General features: G+C 73.3%; 15 protein-coding genes. 14 read left to right on the top strand and 1 reads right to left on the bottom strand.

Translation table 11 applies throughout. The features are described from left to right. Positions 1 to 142: 142 nt before the first annotated feature. From R2740_RS00745 to R2740_RS00810, 14 genes are all read left to right on the top strand, one after another. The gene (locus R2740_RS00745; RefSeq protein WP_371300760.1) at positions 143 to 610 is read left to right on the top strand and encodes a PP2C family serine/threonine-protein phosphatase; all 468 of its coding nucleotides are present in this window, start codon (positions 143 to 145) and stop codon (positions 608 to 610) included. A 13-nt stretch (positions 611 to 623) separates the two neighbouring features. Then, a complete protein-coding gene (locus R2740_RS00750; RefSeq protein ID WP_371300761.1) occupies positions 624 to 2,753 on the top strand; it encodes an FHA domain-containing protein in 2,130 nt (709 codons plus the stop codon). 31 nt (positions 2,754 to 2,784) lie between these two features. Further along, entirely contained in the window at positions 2,785 to 3,711 is a 927-nt protein-coding gene (locus R2740_RS00755; RefSeq protein ID WP_371300762.1) for an RDD family protein, read from the top strand. A 2-nt stretch (positions 3,712 to 3,713) separates the two neighbouring features. Continuing rightward, a complete protein-coding gene (locus tag R2740_RS00760) occupies positions 3,714 to 4,451 on the top strand; it encodes an IclR family transcriptional regulator (RefSeq protein WP_371300764.1) in 738 nt (245 codons plus the stop codon). 130 nt (positions 4,452 to 4,581) lie between these two features. Next, positions 4,582 to 5,370 (top strand): 2-keto-4-pentenoate hydratase, encoded by a 789-nt coding sequence (locus tag R2740_RS00765; protein WP_371300765.1) that lies wholly within the window; start codon positions 4,582 to 4,584, stop codon positions 5,368 to 5,370. Between the two features lies 1 nt (position 5,371). Continuing rightward, entirely contained in the window at positions 5,372 to 5,587 is a 216-nt protein-coding gene (locus R2740_RS00770; RefSeq protein ID WP_371300767.1) for a 2-hydroxymuconate tautomerase, read from the top strand. Beyond that, positions 5,584 to 7,041: an aldehyde dehydrogenase gene (locus R2740_RS00775; protein ID WP_371300768.1), complete on the top strand. Its 1,458-nt coding sequence runs from the start codon at positions 5,584 to 5,586 to the stop codon at positions 7,039 to 7,041. The genes R2740_RS00770 and R2740_RS00775 overlap by 4 nt, the downstream gene beginning before the upstream one ends. A gap of 2 nt (positions 7,042 to 7,043) precedes the next feature. Continuing rightward, a complete protein-coding gene (locus R2740_RS00780) occupies positions 7,044 to 7,469 on the top strand; it encodes a heme-binding protein (RefSeq protein WP_371300769.1) in 426 nt (141 codons plus the stop codon). Between the two features lie 221 nt (positions 7,470 to 7,690). Then, the gene (locus tag R2740_RS00785) at positions 7,691 to 8,845 is read left to right on the top strand and encodes an ROK family protein (protein ID WP_371300771.1); all 1,155 of its coding nucleotides are present in this window, start codon (positions 7,691 to 7,693) and stop codon (positions 8,843 to 8,845) included. Positions 8,846 to 8,905: 60 nt separating this feature from the next. Further along, positions 8,906 to 10,192 carry an extracellular solute-binding protein gene (locus R2740_RS00790; protein WP_371300773.1) on the top strand — a complete coding sequence of 429 codons (1,287 nt, stop codon included), beginning with the start codon at positions 8,906 to 8,908 and terminating at the stop codon, positions 10,190 to 10,192. A gap of 116 nt (positions 10,193 to 10,308) precedes the next feature. Further along, positions 10,309 to 11,271 (top strand): carbohydrate ABC transporter permease, encoded by a 963-nt coding sequence (locus tag R2740_RS00795; RefSeq protein WP_371300774.1) that lies wholly within the window; start codon positions 10,309 to 10,311, stop codon positions 11,269 to 11,271. Further along, positions 11,268 to 12,119 (top strand): carbohydrate ABC transporter permease, encoded by an 852-nt coding sequence (locus tag R2740_RS00800; RefSeq protein ID WP_371300776.1) that lies wholly within the window; start codon positions 11,268 to 11,270, stop codon positions 12,117 to 12,119. Before R2740_RS00795 ends, R2740_RS00800 begins: the two co-directional genes overlap by 4 nt. After that, complete coding sequence (locus tag R2740_RS00805) at positions 12,116 to 13,528, top strand: glycoside hydrolase family 3 N-terminal domain-containing protein (protein ID WP_371300777.1); 1,413 nt, start codon at positions 12,116 to 12,118, stop codon at positions 13,526 to 13,528. Before R2740_RS00800 ends, R2740_RS00805 begins: the two co-directional genes overlap by 4 nt. Further along, complete coding sequence (locus R2740_RS00810; RefSeq protein ID WP_371300779.1) at positions 13,525 to 14,424, top strand: ROK family protein; 900 nt, start codon at positions 13,525 to 13,527, stop codon at positions 14,422 to 14,424. Before R2740_RS00805 ends, R2740_RS00810 begins: the two co-directional genes overlap by 4 nt. A gap of 69 nt (positions 14,425 to 14,493) precedes the next feature. On the opposite strand, the gene R2740_RS00815 is transcribed toward R2740_RS00810, so the two are convergent. Continuing rightward, the gene (locus R2740_RS00815; RefSeq protein WP_371300780.1) at positions 14,494 to 15,465 is read right to left on the bottom strand and encodes a dihydroorotate dehydrogenase-like protein; all 972 of its coding nucleotides are present in this window, start codon (positions 15,463 to 15,465) and stop codon (positions 14,494 to 14,496) included. Between the last annotated feature and the right edge of the window lie 4 nt (positions 15,466 to 15,469).

Below are 15,469 nucleotides of genomic sequence, written 5' to 3' on the forward strand. Positions count from 1 at the left end.
TCTACGACGCCCTGGTGGCGGCCCAACAGCGGATCAACGCCTACGCCGAGGACCATCGCCGCGCGGGTTCCCCGGGTGGTTCGCCGGCACCACCGCCGTCGCGGGCGTCCTCGTCGACGCCGACGGGGGACCGCGATGGCTGGTGGCCAACCTCGGGGACTCGCGGGCCTACCGGCTGCTCGACGGACGGCTCGAGCAGGTCAGCGTCGACCATTCGGTCGTCCAGGAGCTGGTCGACGCCGGCGCCATCACGGTGGCTGAGATGGCGACCCACCCGGAGCGGCACGTGGTGACGCGGGCCCTCGGCGGGCCCGACGCCGCCGAGCCCGACTTCTTCCTCCTGGACCGCAGCGATCGCCTGCTCCTCTGCTCCGACGGGATCACCGGAATGCTCGAGGACGACCAGATCGCCGCGGTGCTGGGCGCCGAGAAGGACCCGCGCGCCGCGGCGGACAGGCTGGTCGCGGACGCCGTCCGGGCCGGAGGTCTCGACAACGCCACCGCCGTGGTCGTCGATGTGGTGGGATGGGAAGCAGCCGCTGGCGGCGAGGTGCCGCAGCAGGTCAGTCTCGAGGAGAAGCTGGGAGCCCTCCCCGACTCCCAGCCGTGAAAGGTGACCCCCCATGACCAACGTTGACCGGCGCCGGTCCTATCGCCCAGGTGGCTGGTTCGGCATCTTCGGCGACCACGCCTCCGTGCTGCTGCCGCCCTCGGAGAAGCACCGGGTCACGTCGTTGTGGGAGCTCATCGACGACGGTGCCGGCTTCGACGAGGTGCTCGACGGGCTGCTGGCCAACGGGTTGCGCGACCTGCCCGGCTTCGTGCTGGTGAGCGACACTCCCGGGCTGACCAAGGTGGTACTGCGCGGTGCCGCGGTCGCGGCGTTCGTGGTCGACGGCGACATGGTCGAGCTGGCCGGCTCCACTGACACGACCTGGGTCGAGCGGTCCCTGACCGGCGTCACGCAGATGTTCGTGCAGGTCGAGGCGACCGACGAGGACGAGGGCGAGGACCTGCTCATCGAGAACGGGCTGGTCCGGCTCGGCCGGGTCGACCAGCCGCCGTTCCGGCTCGACGACGCCGACGAGGCGGATCTGCCGGCGGCCGGGGCGTCGATCGACGAGGCCGGCTCCGGCAGCGGCGGCTCCGACGCCGACCCCCTGGGTCTCGGTGTCGCGGCCGGCGTCGGCGCCATGGGTGGGTTCGCGGGCGGCAAGCTGCTCGGGCCCGGTCCGGACGACGAGGCGGGCCTGCCCGACGAGCCGGGTCCCGCCGGTGAGGCGGAGGCCGAGGCCGCTGACGAGGCCGCCGGCGAGGCGACGGAGGAGGCCGCCGACGAGCCTCAGGACGTCGACGAGACCGAGGACGGCGACACCGAGGACGGCGACACCGAGGACGCCGTCGGCCAGGACGCGTCGACGAGGGCGCGGTCGAGGGCGAGGCGGCCGAGGGGACGACGCGGCTGCCGAGGAGCTGCCCGACGACCACGACGACCTCGCCGGCGAGCCCGACGAGCGGCCGGAGGACTCGGACGTCGAGAGGCTGACGGCGAGGAGGCTGACGGCGAGGAGGCTGACGGCGACGCCGAGGATGCCGGCGCCGAGGGCATGGACGAGCCCGGCGACGAGCCGGGCGACGAGCCGGGCGACCAGGCGGGTGAGGAGCCGACTGACGACGGCGCCGACGAGCCGGCCACGGAGCAGGAGCAGGCCGCGCCGATCTCCTGGGCCTCCCCGCCGGAGCCCGAGCCCGCCGCCTCGGAGCACGACGAGCCGCTCGCCGCTGAGGAGCCGGTCGGTGTCGACGAGACGCCGACCGAGGACGCCGTCGAGCCTCCGCCGTGGGCGCCCCGCGAGCAGGTCCAGCCCGAGGAACCGGTCCAGCCCGACGAGGTCGCCGCCTTCGAGGAGCCGGTCGAGGAGCTGCCCGACGAGGAGCCGGAGGCCGCCGAGCCCGCGCCCTGGGAGCGTGCGGCCGAGGCGGCCGGCGCGCCGGCCGAGCCGTCCGTGGCCGACCTCGGTCACGACGAGGCCGACGACACGGTGGTCGACGCCCCGAAGATCGACGCCCCGATGATCGACGCGCCGTCGGTCGACGTGGCGGGAGACGAGGAGTCGTCGGCCGATCAGTCGGCAGACGTGCGGGAGACGCTGACCGACATGCCGGCCGCGCCGTCCGACGAGGAGGTCCCCGACGAGCAGGTCGGGGAGCAGCTCCCGCCGCCGTGGCAGCCCGCGGCCAGCAACTTCGGCGCCCCGGCGCCGGCCTACCCCGTCGCGGGCGCCGACCCGCTGGGCGCCTCCGCGCCGGCCGACGACGACCACGACGGACTGACTCGTGGCGGCTGGGAGGCCGACCCGGCCCCGGCAGCCCCGGCGGCGAGCACGCCGGCGTCCGCGGGTCCGGTGGCCAGGCTGGTGTTCTCCAGCGGCGAGTCCGTCGACGTGGACCGCCCGGTCCTGGTCGGCCGGGCCCCCGAGGTGCGCCGCTTCGGGGCCCAGGACCAGCCCCGGCTGGTGCCGGTCCCGAGCCCGCACCAGGAGATCTCCGCGACCCACCTCGAGGTGCGCCCCGGCGTCGGCGCCGACCACGGCTCCGCGGTGGTCACGGACCTCGGCTCCACCAACGGCACCGTCCTGGTCCAGCCCGGCCTGCCTCCGGAGGACCTGCAGCCCGGCATCGCCGTGCAGCTGGTCCCGGGCGCGATCATCGACCTCGGCGACGGGGTGACCATCCAGGTCACTCGGGTCTGAGAGGCGTCTGCAACCGACGGTGGATGCACGGATGGGGGCCTTGCCGCCGGTGGCCGACCTGGACCGCCGGTTCTATGCGCAGGTCGTCGACCAGCTGCTCGGGGCCGCCGTGCTCGCGATCGCCGCCTTGGGAGCGTCGTTCCTCGACAGCTGGGTGTGGCGGCTGGCCGTGATGCTGGGGGCGACGGTCGCCGTCGTCACGGCGTACGCCGTCGCGCTCGGCACCACGGGCCGCACCCCTGGCAAGGCCGCGCTGGGCCTGGGCGCGCTGGGCGAGCAGGACGCCGCGCCGATCGGCGTCGGCCACGCGCTGCTCCGCACCGTCGTGGTGGCACTGGCCGGGGTTCCGACGTTCGGCTTCGGGATGGCCACCCTGGCGATGACCGCCGTGGCCGACCCCGAGGGTCGCCGGCGCGGGTGGCACGACCGGTTGGCCGGCACCGTCGTCTACGACATCCGCCCGGAGCCCGCCGCCCCGGAGTCCCTCGACCCACCGAGACCGCCCCCGATGGTCAACCTGACGGCCGCGCGGCTGGTGCCGGCCACCGAGAGTCACACCCCCGCCGGCCCACCGCCGCCGGCCCCGGTCGTGCCCGACCGGACGGCGCTGCGCGCCTCGCGGCCGCAGCAGCGGTGGCGGCTGACCCTCGACAGCGGCGAGTCCGTGGTCGTGGAGGGGCTGGCGCTGCTCGGCCGGTCTCCCGCGGCGCGGCCGGGTGAGCAGGTCCGCCACCTGCTGCCGCTGGAGTCGCGGGACATGAGCATCTCCAAGACCCACGCCGCGATCGACCTCGTCGACGGCGGCCTGGTGGTGACCGACCGCGGCTCCACCAACGGGTCGGTGCTGGTCCGCCAGGGAGTGTCGCGCGACCTCGCCGACGGCCGGCCGACGACTCTGCTCCACGGAGACCGGGTGCGCCTCGGCGACCGGGAGCTCTCCGTCGCGCGCGAGGCGTGACCGTGGCCGGCACGGTGCGGTCCGTCGGCGCCGCCCTGGAGGCGCTGGAGGTGCTGGCCCGCCACGAGGAGCTCGGCGTCTCCGCGCTGGCCCGTGAGCTCGGCGTGGCCAAGAGCACCTCCCACCGGCTGCTCACCACGTTGCGCCATCACGGCCTGGTCGAGCAGAGCCCCGAGACCGGTCGCTACCGCCTCGGCATGCGGCTCTACGAGCTCGGTCATCAGGCGATGACCGGCAACCGGCTGCGGTCCGTGGCGCTGCCGGTGCTGGCCGAGCTGCGGCGGAGGTCCGGGCTGACCGTCCAGCTCGCCGTGCCCGACGGCGCCGACGTGCTCTACACCGAGCGACTGGAGACCACGCTCGGGGTCACCCTGATGCAGCAGACCGGGCTGCGGCTGCCGGCTCATACGACGAGCTCGGGCAAGGCGATCGCGGCCTACAACCCGGCGTTCGCCGACGCCCGGCGGCGGCTCGGCTTCCCGGCGCGGACGGCGGCCACGCTGACGACGGTCGAGGAGTTCGACCGGGTGCTCGACGAGACCCGTCGCCAGCACGGCGCGTTGTCCTACGACGAGGCGCGGATCGGGATCTCCTCGTGCGCCGCACCGCTGCACGGTCCCGCCGGCGAGGCCATCGCGGCGGTCTCGCTGGTCGGGCCCACCGAGGCGTTCCGCCAGCAGGGGAGCCACTACCTCCAGCTGGTGGTGGCCGCCGCGCGCACGCTGTCCGGGCCGCTGTGAGGAGCCGTCTGGCGAGACCCCCGCGGACGTTCCGTCAAGGAGAACGCTCGGCTCGTGGTCGTGGCGCGACGGCCTAGCCTGAGTCCCGCTGCTCCCGTGCCGGGGAGCCCTCGACGTGTCAGGAGAGCCCGTGCCCGTTTGGACCGAGGATGCGGTCGCCACCGAGCTGCTGGCCTGCGAGGCCGACCGGCGCGACCGGGTGAAGTTCACCGACGAGTGGCCCGAGCTCGACCTCGACACGGGCTACCGCATCCAGGACGAGACGCTGCGCCGCCGGCTCGCCCGGGGGGAGACCGTGACCGGGGTGAAGCTCGGCCTCACCAGCGTCGCCAAGCAGCAGCGGATGGGCGTCGACACGCCCCTCGTGGCGTGGTTGACCGACGCGATGGTGCTCCAGCCGGGCGACCCGGTGCCTCAGGACGCGCTGATCCACCCCCGTGTCGAGCCCGAGATCGTGTTCGTGATGGGGGAGCGGTTGGCGGGCCCCGGCGTGACCGCCGAGCAGGCGCTGGCGGCGGTGGCGACCGTGTCCGCCGGCGCCGAGGTGATCGACAGCCGCTACCGCGACTTCAAGTTCACGGCCGGCGACGTGGTCGCCGACAACGCCTCCTCCGGCGCCTACGTCGTCTCTCCCAACGGCGTCGCCCCGGGCGAGGTCGACCTGGCCGGCGAGGCGGTCCGGGTCGAGGTCGACGGCGAGCTGGTCTACGAAGGCACCGGCGCCGACGTCCTCGGCCACCCTGCCGAGGCGCTGGCGCTCGCGGTCAACGAGCTGTCCCGTCGCGGCCACGCCATCGAGGCGGGCTGGACGGTGTTGACCGGCGGCATCACCGACGCGGTGTTCGCCACGCCCGGGTCCACGGTGGTCTGCCGGTTCTCGACGCTGGGCGACGTCGAGCTCTCCTGTGGGGAGGCCTGAGGTGCCGCTGGTCGAGATCACCCTGGCCGAGGGCCGCAGCCCCGAGCAGCTCCGCTCGTTGATGGCCGCGGTGACGCAGGCCTGCCATGACAGCATCGGTGCCCCGGTGCCGAGCATCCGCGTGGTGCTGCGCGAGGTGCCCAAGACCCACTGGTCCGCCGGCGGCGTGACCATCGCCGAACGAGAAGCCGCTTCCCAGCAAGGAGACCCCTCATGACCGCCGTACCCTTCTTCGGCCACGTGATCGGCGGCAAGGAGGTCGAGTCCGCAGACGGCGCCCGCTTCGCCAGCGTCAACCCGTGGACCCGTGAGCCGTGGGCCGACATCGCGCTGGGCTCGGCCGCCGACGCCGAGGCAGCGGTCGGCGCCGCCCGCGCCGCCTTCGACGAGGGCCCCTGGCCGCGGATGGGGTACGCCGAGCGCCAGAAGCTGCTCCACCGGTTCGCCGACCTGATCGAGGCGCACGGCGACGAGCTCGGCGAGGCCGACACCCACGACATGGGCAAGCCGGCCGCGCAGGTGCGGCACGACGTCGCGCGCACCGCGTGGAACTTCCGCTTCTTCGCCGACCACGCCGTGATGGCGATGGCCGAGACGCTGCCGATGGACTCCGGTCACCACGCCTACACCCGCTACGAGCCGGCCGGCGTCGTCGTCGCGATCGCGCCGTGGAACTTCCCGATGATGCTCGAGTCGTGGAAGGTCGCCCCGGCGCTGGCGTGGGGCAACACGGTGGTGCTCAAGCCGGCCGAGGACACTCCGGTGTCCGCGACGATCATGGCCCGGCTGGCACTCGAGGCGGGCATCCCCGAGGGGGTCTTCAACGTCGTCCACGGCTATGGCCCCGACTCGGTCGGCGAGGCGCTGACCCGTGACCCGCGGGTCGACCGGATCACCTTCACCGGCGAGTCGCGCACCGGCTCGATCATCAGCACGGCGGCCGCCGAGAACCTGGTGCCGGTCTCGCTCGAGATGGGCGGCAAGAACTCCAACCTGGTCTTCGCCGACGCCGACCTCGACAACGCCGTGTCCTGGTCGATCCAGTCGATCTTCCGCAACGCCGGCCAGATCTGCCTGTCCGGCAGTCGGGTGCTGGTCGAGCGCTCGGTCTACGACGAGTTCCTGAAGCGCTTCGTCGCCGCGGCCGAGGCGATGTGCTTCGGCGACCCGATGGACCCCGCCACCGAGTTCGGGCCGTTGGCCAGCGAGGAGCACTTCACCAAGGTGAAGGGCTACGTCGACTCCGCCGAGGAGGTCGGCGGCCGGATCCTCACCGGTGGGATCGGGGAGGGCTGGTCGATCCGGCCGACGGTCCTCGTCGACATGCCGGCCGACTCCCCGCACCTGTGCGAGGAGATCTTCGGGCCGGTGGCGATCGTGGAGCCCTTCGACACCGAGGACCAGGCGGTCGCGATGGCCAACGACACGCCGTACGGCCTCGATGCCCAGCTGTTCACCGAGGACCTCCACAAGGCGCACCGGGTCTCCGCGCGGCTGCGGGTCGGCACGGTCTGGGTCAACTGCTTCTTCATCCGCGACCTGCGCGCGCCGTTCGGCGGCGTCGGCCACTCCGGTGTCGGCCGCGAGGGCGGCACCTTCAGCCGGGAGTTCTTCACCGAGCCGAAGGCCGTCGTGATGCAGATCAACGCCACCCCCGCCGACCGGACCTGACGATGAGCGACTACGTCGCCGCCTCCGCGTCGCTCACCCTCGCCGGCGCCCGGCGGGTCCTCGACGCGGCGCTCGCCCACGCCGGCGAGCTCGGCGTCGCGGTCAACGTCTCGGTCTGCGACGTGGCAGGGCACGAGATCGCCTTCGTCCGGATGGACGGCGCGGCGTTGTTGTCGGCCGACGTGGCCCGCGACAAGGCCTACACCGTCGCCGCCTTCCTCGGCATCCCCACCGAGCGCTGGTTCTCGATGATCGAGCAGGAGCCCGCGGTGCGCGAGGGCATCGTCCACCGCGACCGGCTGGTGATCTTCGCCGGCGGCGTGCCGGTCCTCGCCGATGGCGCGACCGTGGGCGCGGTCGGCGTGTCCGGCGGCACCGCCGAGCAGGACCAGGCGGTCGCCGCGGCCGGCGCCGCCGCCATCTCCTGACCCGCCCCGCGGCCGCCAGGCCGACCTGCGGGAGATGGCCCCGCGACGTGCGGGACTTGGCGTCCGCTGGGCTGTCGGGCGGCCATGTCCCGCATCTGGCGTGACCATGTCCCGCATGTGGCGTGACCATGTCCCGCATCTCGCGGGGACGGAGGTCACGAGTTGGTCACAGAGCCGGGCGAGCCTTGCCCTGAGTTAGTTCGTATAGTCTACTAACAAACGTGTCGACCACTCCTACCGCGCCGCGTCCCTCGCTGGGGCGGGCGCTGCGGCCCCGGGCCAAGGTGCTGCCGGAGGACGCGCGGCGGCACAACCGGTCGCTGGTGCTGCAGACGCTCTACGCCGGCGAGCAGCAGAGTCGAGCCGACCTGGCGCGGAGCACCGGGCTGACCCGGGTGACCGTGAGCGACCTGGTCGCCGGGCTGCTCGGAGAGGGGCTGGTCGTCGAGACCGGCCCGAGCTCCGACGCCCGCCCGGGCAAGCCGGCCACGATGCTGGTCTTCGACGACGCGGCCCGGCAGGTCGTCGGCCTGGACCTCTCGGGCGCCACCAGCTTCCGAGGAGCCCTGCTCGACCTGCGGGGCCGGGTGCTGGAGCGGCGCGAGGTCCCGCTCGACGGGGCCACAGGCCACGATGCCCTGGCGTTGGTGCTCGACCTCGCCGGTCAGCTGGCGGCGCTCGCCGGCCGGCCCTTGCTGGGCGTCGGCATCGGCAGCCCCGGCGTCGTGGACCTGTCCGGTGTCGTGCGCAGCGCCCCCAACCTCGGGTGGCGCGACCTCGACCTGCGGGGCGAGGTGAGCTCGGCCCTCGGCGGCGTCCCCACCCGGGTCGCCAACGACGCCAACGCCGCCGCGCTCGCCGAGCACAGCTTCGGTGCCGGCGAGGGTGACCTGATGGTGGTGCGCATCGGTCACGGTGTCGGCGCCGGCCTCCTCGTGGGAGGCACTCCGCTTTTCGGCAGCCACTTCGCTGCCGGTGAGATCGGCCATGTCGTCGTCGGGACCGACGGCGGCCGGCTGTGTGCGTGCGGCAAGCACGGGTGCCTGGAGACCTGGCTCTCCACACCCAACCTGCACGCACAGATGGACCAGGACGGCTCCGGTGACCCTGGGGCCGTGCTGCGAGAGGCGGGGCGACGACTGGGAGTCGCCCTCGCCCCGATCGTCGGCGCTCTCGACCTGGCCGAGATCGTCCTGAGCGGGCCGCCGGACCTGCTCGAGGGCGACTTGGCCGGGGCCGCGATCCAGACCCTGCACGAGCGCACCATGCCCGACTTCCACGGCCACCTGACCGTGCGGATGAGCGGGCTCGGCGACGACATCGTCGTCCAGGGGGCGGCCGTCATGGTCCTGTCCGGCCAGCTGGGGGTCTCCTAGCAACCGCCCGGTGCCGGCTCCCGCCGACACCGACGCCTGAGGAAAGGAACCAGAAGAACGATGAGGACACGCACCTGGGTCGTCGCCCTGGCGGCCGCCGGTCTCGCGCTGTCGGCCTGCGGGTCGGACGGCGGCGACGACGGCAGCAGCAGCGGTGACGACGGCAGCAGCACCGCCGAGATCCGCGTCTGGCTCAACGGCACCGACACGCCCGACGAGGCCCGCGACTACCTCAAGACCACCTTCGAGTCCGAGCACCCCGGCTCGACGCTGGTCATCGAGGAGCAGTCGTGGACCGGCCTGGTCGACAAGCTGACGACCAGCCTGTCGGGCAGCGACAGCCCCGACATCGTGGAGGTCGGCAACACGCAGGCTCCCGCCTTCACCTCGGCCGGCGCCTTCATGGACCTGACCGACAAGTACGACGACCTCGGCGGCGACGACCTGCTGCCCGGCTTCGTCGCCATCGGGAGCTATGACGGCAAGTTCTACGCGGCGCCGTACTACTCGGGCTCGAGGCTGGTGTTCTATCGCACCGACATGTACCAGAAGGCCGGCCTGTCGGTGCCCACGACGCTCGACGAGTACGTCGCCAACGGCAAGGCCCTCGCGAAGAAGTTCCCCGGCACCAGCGGGATCTACTTCCCCGGCCAGGACTGGTACAACGCACTTCCCTACCTCTGGGAGAACGGCGGCGACATCGCCGTCCAGGGCGACGACGGCAGCTGGGCCGGCGCGCTGTCCACGCCCGGGTCGATCGCCGGGCTGGAGCAGATCCAGGACGTGATGACCAACGCCTCGGTCGCTCCCAAGGACGGCAACGAGGCCGACGCCCAGGTGCCGTTCTGTGAGAACAAGATCGGCCAGCTCTCCGCGCCGTCGTGGGTGAAGTGGTCGATCCTCGCGCCCGCCGACGCCGACGCGCCGGGCTGCCCGAAGATGGAGAAGAACCTCGGGGTCTTCGCCCTTCCGGGCAAGAACGGCGGCGCCGCGCAGGTGTTCGCCGGCGGCTCCAACATCGCGATCTCGGCCAACTCCGCGCATCAGGACCTCGCCTACGACGCCTTCCAGATCATGCTGAGCGACGACTACCAGACGATGCTCGGCAAGATCGGGCTGGTGCCGGCCAAGCTGTCCCTGGCCGACACGATCGGCACGGACGACGCGGCGAAGGCGGCGATCGCGGCGGCGAGCAATGCCAAGCTCACCCCGGCCTCGCCCCACTGGGCCGATGTCGAGGCCCAGGGCATCCTGCAGGACCTGTTCGTGCAGATCGCCCAGGGTGGTGACGTCAAGGAGCTGGCGGCCGCGGCCGACGAGAAGATCTCGTCGATCCTCAACGGCTGACCTGAGCCAGGAACCGCGAGAGGGTGGTGGCCCGTTCTGGGCGGGCCACCACCCTCTCCTCGCCCGACGCCTGAGGACGCCCGGGCTGACCGTCACTCTACCGGGAGGAGCGCACCATGAGCGCTGGCACGAGCACCGCGGACGCGGCGCCCACCAGGCCGGCGGCGACCCCTCCGGCGCCGTACGTCCCCTGGTCGCGACGCCTCGGCCCGCCGCTGATGCTGGTCCCCGCCCTGGTCGTGCTCGGGGTGCTGATCGGCTACCCGCTGGTGCGTCTGGTGTGGACGTCGTTCCAGGAGTACGGCCGCGCCCAGGTCTTCGGCAGACCACCGGTGTTCGTCGGCCTCGACAACTACCGCGCGATCCTTCAGGACCCGCAGTTCTGGCGGGTGTTCTGGCGCTCGCTCGTCTTCTGCGCGGTCAACGTGGTGGCGACCATGGGCCTTGGGATCGCGGTCGCGGTGCTGCTCACCAAGCTGCACAAGGCGATGCGCTTCGTCACCTCGATCGGGCTGCTGGTCGCCTGGGCGATGCCACCCTTGACCGCGGTCATCATCTGGGGCTGGATGTTCGACACCCAGTTCGGCGTCGTCAACTACGTCGTCACCGCCCTGACCCCTGCCGACTACACCGGCCACTCCTGGCTGATCGACCCGCTGTCGTTCTTCTTCGTCGCCAGCGTGGTGATCGTCTGGCAGTCCACGCCGTTCGTCGCCTTCAGCGTGTACGCCGGCCTCACCCAGGTCCCGAGCGACCTGATCGAGGCGGCCCAGCTCGACGGGGCGGGGCGGTGGCAGCGCGCCCGCTACGTCGTCACGCCGTTCCTCCGCCCGGTGCTGGTGATCCTCACCATGCTCCAGATCATCTGGGACCTGCGGGTCTTCACCCAGATCTATGCGCTCCAGGGCATCGGAGGAATCCGGGAGAAGACCTCGACGCTCGGCGTCTACATCTACCAGGTGTCCGTCGGCTCCGGTGACTTCGGCCGCGGCGGCGCGATCGCCGTCCTGCTGGTCGTGATGATGCTCGGCCTGGCGATCGGCTACGTGCGCTCGACGCTGCGGGAGGAGGAGCTGTGAGGCGCGGCTTCCGACAGCGGATCGGCTCGGTCACCCTGCACCTGCTGGCGGGGCTGTTGTTCCTGTGGTGCGTCTTCCCGGTCTACTGGATGGTCAACACCTCGCTGTTGCCCAACAACGAGACGCGAGGCGTCACCCCGCACTTCTACCCCAGCGACCCGACCCTCTCGAACTACCACACGGTCCTCTTCGACGAGTCCAAGGCGCCGTTCCTGCCCGCGCTGCGCAACTCGCTGATGGTCACCGGGTTCACGGTGCTGGTGGCCGTGGTGCTCGCCTTCGTCGCCGCGCTGGCGCTGACCCGCTTCCGCTTCCGGGGGCGGCGCTCCTTCATCCTGTTGATCCTCGTCGTCCAGATGATCCCGGGCGAGGCGATGATCGTGTCGACCTACCAGATCCTCGACGGCTGGCACCTCCTCAACACCATCGCCGGCCTCACGATGGTCTACATCGCGACGGTGCTGCCCTTCACCATCTGGATGCTCCGCGGCTTCGTCCACGGCGTGCCGATCGAGCTCGAGGAGGCGGCGATGATCGACGGCTGCAGCCGGGCCGGCGCGTTCTGGCGGGTCACCTTCCCGCTGCTCGCGCCCGGGTTGGTGGCGACCGGGGTGTTCGCGTTCATCCAGGCGTGGAACGAGTTCCTGCTGGCCCTGGTGGTCAACTCGCGACCGGAGATGATGACGCTGCCGGTCTGGCTGCGCACCTTCCAACAGGCGACCCAGGCGACCAACTGGGCCGCGATCATGGCCGGCTCCACCCTGATGACCATCCCGGTCATCGTGTTCTTCGCGTTCGTGCAGGGGCGGATGACGACCGGGCTGGTGGCCGGGGCGGTGAAGGGATGACCGCCTCCCCGCTGGCCGTGCTGCTCCCCGGGTTCGCCGGCCCGACCCTGCCGGGCTGGGTGGCCGGCCGACTCGACGACGGGCTGGCCGGGGTGTGCCTGTTCGGCGAGAACATCGAGTCGCCCGAGCAACTGGGGCTCCTCACCGCCGAGATCCGCTCACACCGGCCCAGCGCCGTGATCGCCACCGACGAGGAGGGCGGCGACGTCACCCGCCTGTACGCCCGCTCCGGCGCGCCCGACCCCGGCAACGGGTGGCTGGGCCACCACGACGACGAGGCGGTCACCGCCGTCGTCGCCGCCGGCATCGCCGCTGAGCTCGCCGCCGGCGGAGTGACCCTCAACCTGGCCCCGACCGCCGACGTCAACGCCGACCCGGACAACCCGGTGATCGGGACGCGCAGCTTCGGCGGCGACCCCGCCCTGGTCGCCCGGCACACCGCCGCCTGGGTGCGCGCCCACGAGGCGGCCGGGGTCGCGACCTGTCTCAAGCACTTCCCGGGGCACGGGGACACCGACCAGGACTCCCACCTCGCGCTTCCGGTCGTCGACGCGTCGGTCGAGACCCTCGAGGAGCGGGACCTGCCGCCGTTCGCGGCCGGCATCGCGGCCGGAGCGACCACCGTGATGACCTCGCACCTGAGGGTCCCGGCGCTCGATGACGACCGGCCGGCGACGTTCTCGCCGACCATCCTCGGCGGCCTGCTCCGGGAGCGGCTGGGCTTCGCCGGCGTCGTGGTGTCCGACGCCCTCGACATGGCGGGCGCCAGCGCCGACACCGGCATCCCGTCCGCAGCGGTCCGGGCGCTGGCCGCGGGATGCGACCTGCTCTGCCTCGGCACCCGGATCACCGAGGGCCTCCTGGACGAGGTCGTCGCGGCCATCGAGACGGCCGTGGCCGACGGGCGGCTGCCGAGGGCCCGGCTGGAGGATGCCGCCGCCCGGGTGGCCCGGCTCGTCCCGCGCGATGTCGACGCCACGCCGGCGCGGCGGCGTCGCGTCGACGCGGTGGCGGCCGCCGCCGGGTTCGTGGTCACGCCCGCGGCCCGGCACCTGCTGTCGCTCCACGCGGGAGGCTGGCGGGTCGTCCAGCTCGAGGACCGGCCCAACATCGCCGTCGGCTCGGTGCCGTGGGGGCCGGGGGCGGTCGCCGACGTCGCCCACGTCGACGAGCTGACCGACCCGGCAACGCTGCCGCGAGGCCCCCTCGTCCTGGTCGGGCGGGACCTCCACCGACACGGCTGGATGGCCGCGCTCGTCGGGCGGCTGCGCGCCGAGCGAGACGACTGCCTGGTCGTGGAGATGGGGACGCCACACCCGGGAGCGCTGCTCCCCGACGTGACGACGTACGGCGGCTCGGCGCTGCTGGGCGCCGCCCTGCTCCGGCTGCTCGCGGGGGAGGGGTCGTGATCCGGCTCGGCGTCGACATCGGGGGCACCAAGACCCACGCGGTCGCGCTCGACGGGGAGAGCCGGATCCTGGCCGAGCACGTGCTCGAGACCGGCCAGGGGGCGGCCCAGGTCGTGGCGGCCGCCGAGGCCGCCGTCCGCGCGGTCGCGGCCGCCGTCGACCGTGAGCCCGACGCCGCGCTCACCCTCGGGGTCGGCGTGCCTGGCTCGGTGGACCCGGTCACCGGCCGGGTCACCCATGCGGTCAACCTCGGGGTCGAGGAGCTGCGGCTCGGTGAGGACCTGGCGCGGCGGCTGGGCCGGTCCGTCGTCGTCGAGAACGACGTCAAGGCGGCCGCCCTCGGCGCCTACCACCTCGGTGGGCGACGCGGGTCGATGGCCTATCTCAACCTCGGCACCGGCCTGGCGGCGGGGCTGGTGCTCGACGGGCTCCTCTGGCGCGGGGCCGCTGGCCTGGCCGGCGAGATCGGCCACGTTCCGGTCGACCCGGCCGGGAGGTCCTGCCCGTGCGGACAGCGCGGCTGCCTCGAGACCGTCGCGTCCGGCTCGGGCCTCGCCCGGCGCTGGCCCGCCGGCGTGGCACCCGGCGTGGCGGCGTTGTTCGGGGCGGCCGACGACGGCGACGGGCAGGCGGCTGCGCTCCGCGACGAGCTGGTGGCGGGCGTCGCGGCGGCGGTGCGGCTGCTCGTGCTCACCACCGGCGTGGACGTGGTGGTCCTCGGCGGCGGGGTCAGCTCGCTGGGCGACCGGCTCCGCGACGCCGTGGCCGGACAGCTCGACCGGTGGGCCGCAGGCTCGCCGTTCCTCGCGTCGGCCGGGCTGGCCGACCGGGTCGAGCTGGCGCCGGACCGGGCGGTGCTGGGGGCGCTCGGTGCGGCCCTGGTGCCCGTGCTCTGAGCCGCCTCCAGCGATCCCCGCGCCGAGGGAGAGCCGGGGAGCCGGTGGGTCGGGGCCCGGCCGGTGGCGTCACTTCCACCAGTAGGTGCGCCGGGCGATCTGGAGCGCGCTGACGTAGCCGTCGCGCTGGTAGTCCTCGCTCGGCACCCGCCATGGCACCGCCAGCAGCCCGCGGGCGTCGGCGACCGAGGCGAACCCCTGCGCGTCACCCCAGGCCTCCAGCCCGTCGAGGAGCACCCGGGCGTGGTCGCGACCGTGCCGGAGGAACACCGACGCGCACTGCACCACGTCGGCGCCGGCGAGCAGATAGGCCGCCACGTCGTCGGCCGTCTCGACGCCGCCGGTGCCGGCCAGCGAGCACTCCACCTGCTCGCGCAGCACCGCGATCCAGGTCTGTGGCAGCCGCGCGTCGCTGCGGGAGGACAGCTCGATCTCGGGCTGCACGGTGCGCTCGCCGACGTCGATGTGTGGCTGCAGGAAGCGGTTGAACAGCACCAGCCCGTCGGCGCCCTTCTCCACCAGCCGGACCGCCAGGTCGTTGAGCGAGGAGAAGTACGGCGGCAGCTTCACCGCGACCGGGACCGTGACCACGTCGCGGACCGCCGAGAGCAGGTCGAGCACGGCGTCCTCGACGGCCTCGCCGTGCCCGCGGAACTGCCCGGGGACGACGTAGAAGTTGAGCTCGACCGCCGCGGCACCGGCGTCCTGCGCCCGCCCGGCGAAGGCGGTCCACTCGCCGCTGCCGGTGCCGTTCAGGCTGGCGATGACCGGGACGTCGACGCTGCTCGCCGCCTGCTCGATCAGGTCGAGGTAGCGGTCGGGCGCTCCCGGGCCGGCGGGGTTGCTGAACCAGTGGTCCCGCTCGAAGTCGGGGTCGAGGTCGCGGCGTACCTGCTCCTCGAAGAGCGAGTGCAGGACCACGGCGCCGACGCCCGCGTCGACCAGGGTCAGCACGCCGCCAGGCGTCTGCTGCAGCGGCGACGGCGCCGCCACCAGCGGATTGCGCAGCGACAGACCGAGGTAGGTGGTGGTGAGGTCCATCGGG

This window comes from Nocardioides sp., from assembly GCF_041393715.1.
GTDB lineage: Bacteria > Actinomycetota > Actinomycetes > Propionibacteriales > Nocardioidaceae > Nocardioides.

What these genes read in the sequence shown, in the direction of transcription:
- R2740_RS00775 (WP_371300768.1), top strand. Translation starts at nt 5,584, where the DNA reads ATGACCGCCGTACCCTTCTTCGGCCACGTGATCGGCGGCAAGGAGGTC.
- R2740_RS00795 (WP_371300774.1), top strand. Translation starts at nt 10,309, where the DNA reads ATGAGCGCTGGCACGAGCACCGCGGACGCGGCGCCCACCAGGCCGGCG.
- R2740_RS00790 (WP_371300773.1), top strand. Translation starts at nt 8,906, where the DNA reads ATGAGGACACGCACCTGGGTCGTCGCCCTGGCGGCCGCCGGTCTCGCG.
- R2740_RS00815 (WP_371300780.1), bottom strand. Translation starts at nt 15,465, where the DNA reads ATGGACCTCACCACCACCTACCTCGGTCTGTCGCTGCGCAATCCGCTG.
- R2740_RS00780 (WP_371300769.1), top strand. Translation starts at nt 7,044, where the DNA reads ATGAGCGACTACGTCGCCGCCTCCGCGTCGCTCACCCTCGCCGGCGCC.
- R2740_RS00750 (WP_371300761.1), top strand. Translation starts at nt 624, where the DNA reads ATGACCAACGTTGACCGGCGCCGGTCCTATCGCCCAGGTGGCTGGTTC.
- R2740_RS00805 (WP_371300777.1), top strand. Translation starts at nt 12,116, where the DNA reads ATGACCGCCTCCCCGCTGGCCGTGCTGCTCCCCGGGTTCGCCGGCCCG.
- R2740_RS00755 (WP_371300762.1), top strand. Translation starts at nt 2,785, where the DNA reads ATGGGGGCCTTGCCGCCGGTGGCCGACCTGGACCGCCGGTTCTATGCG.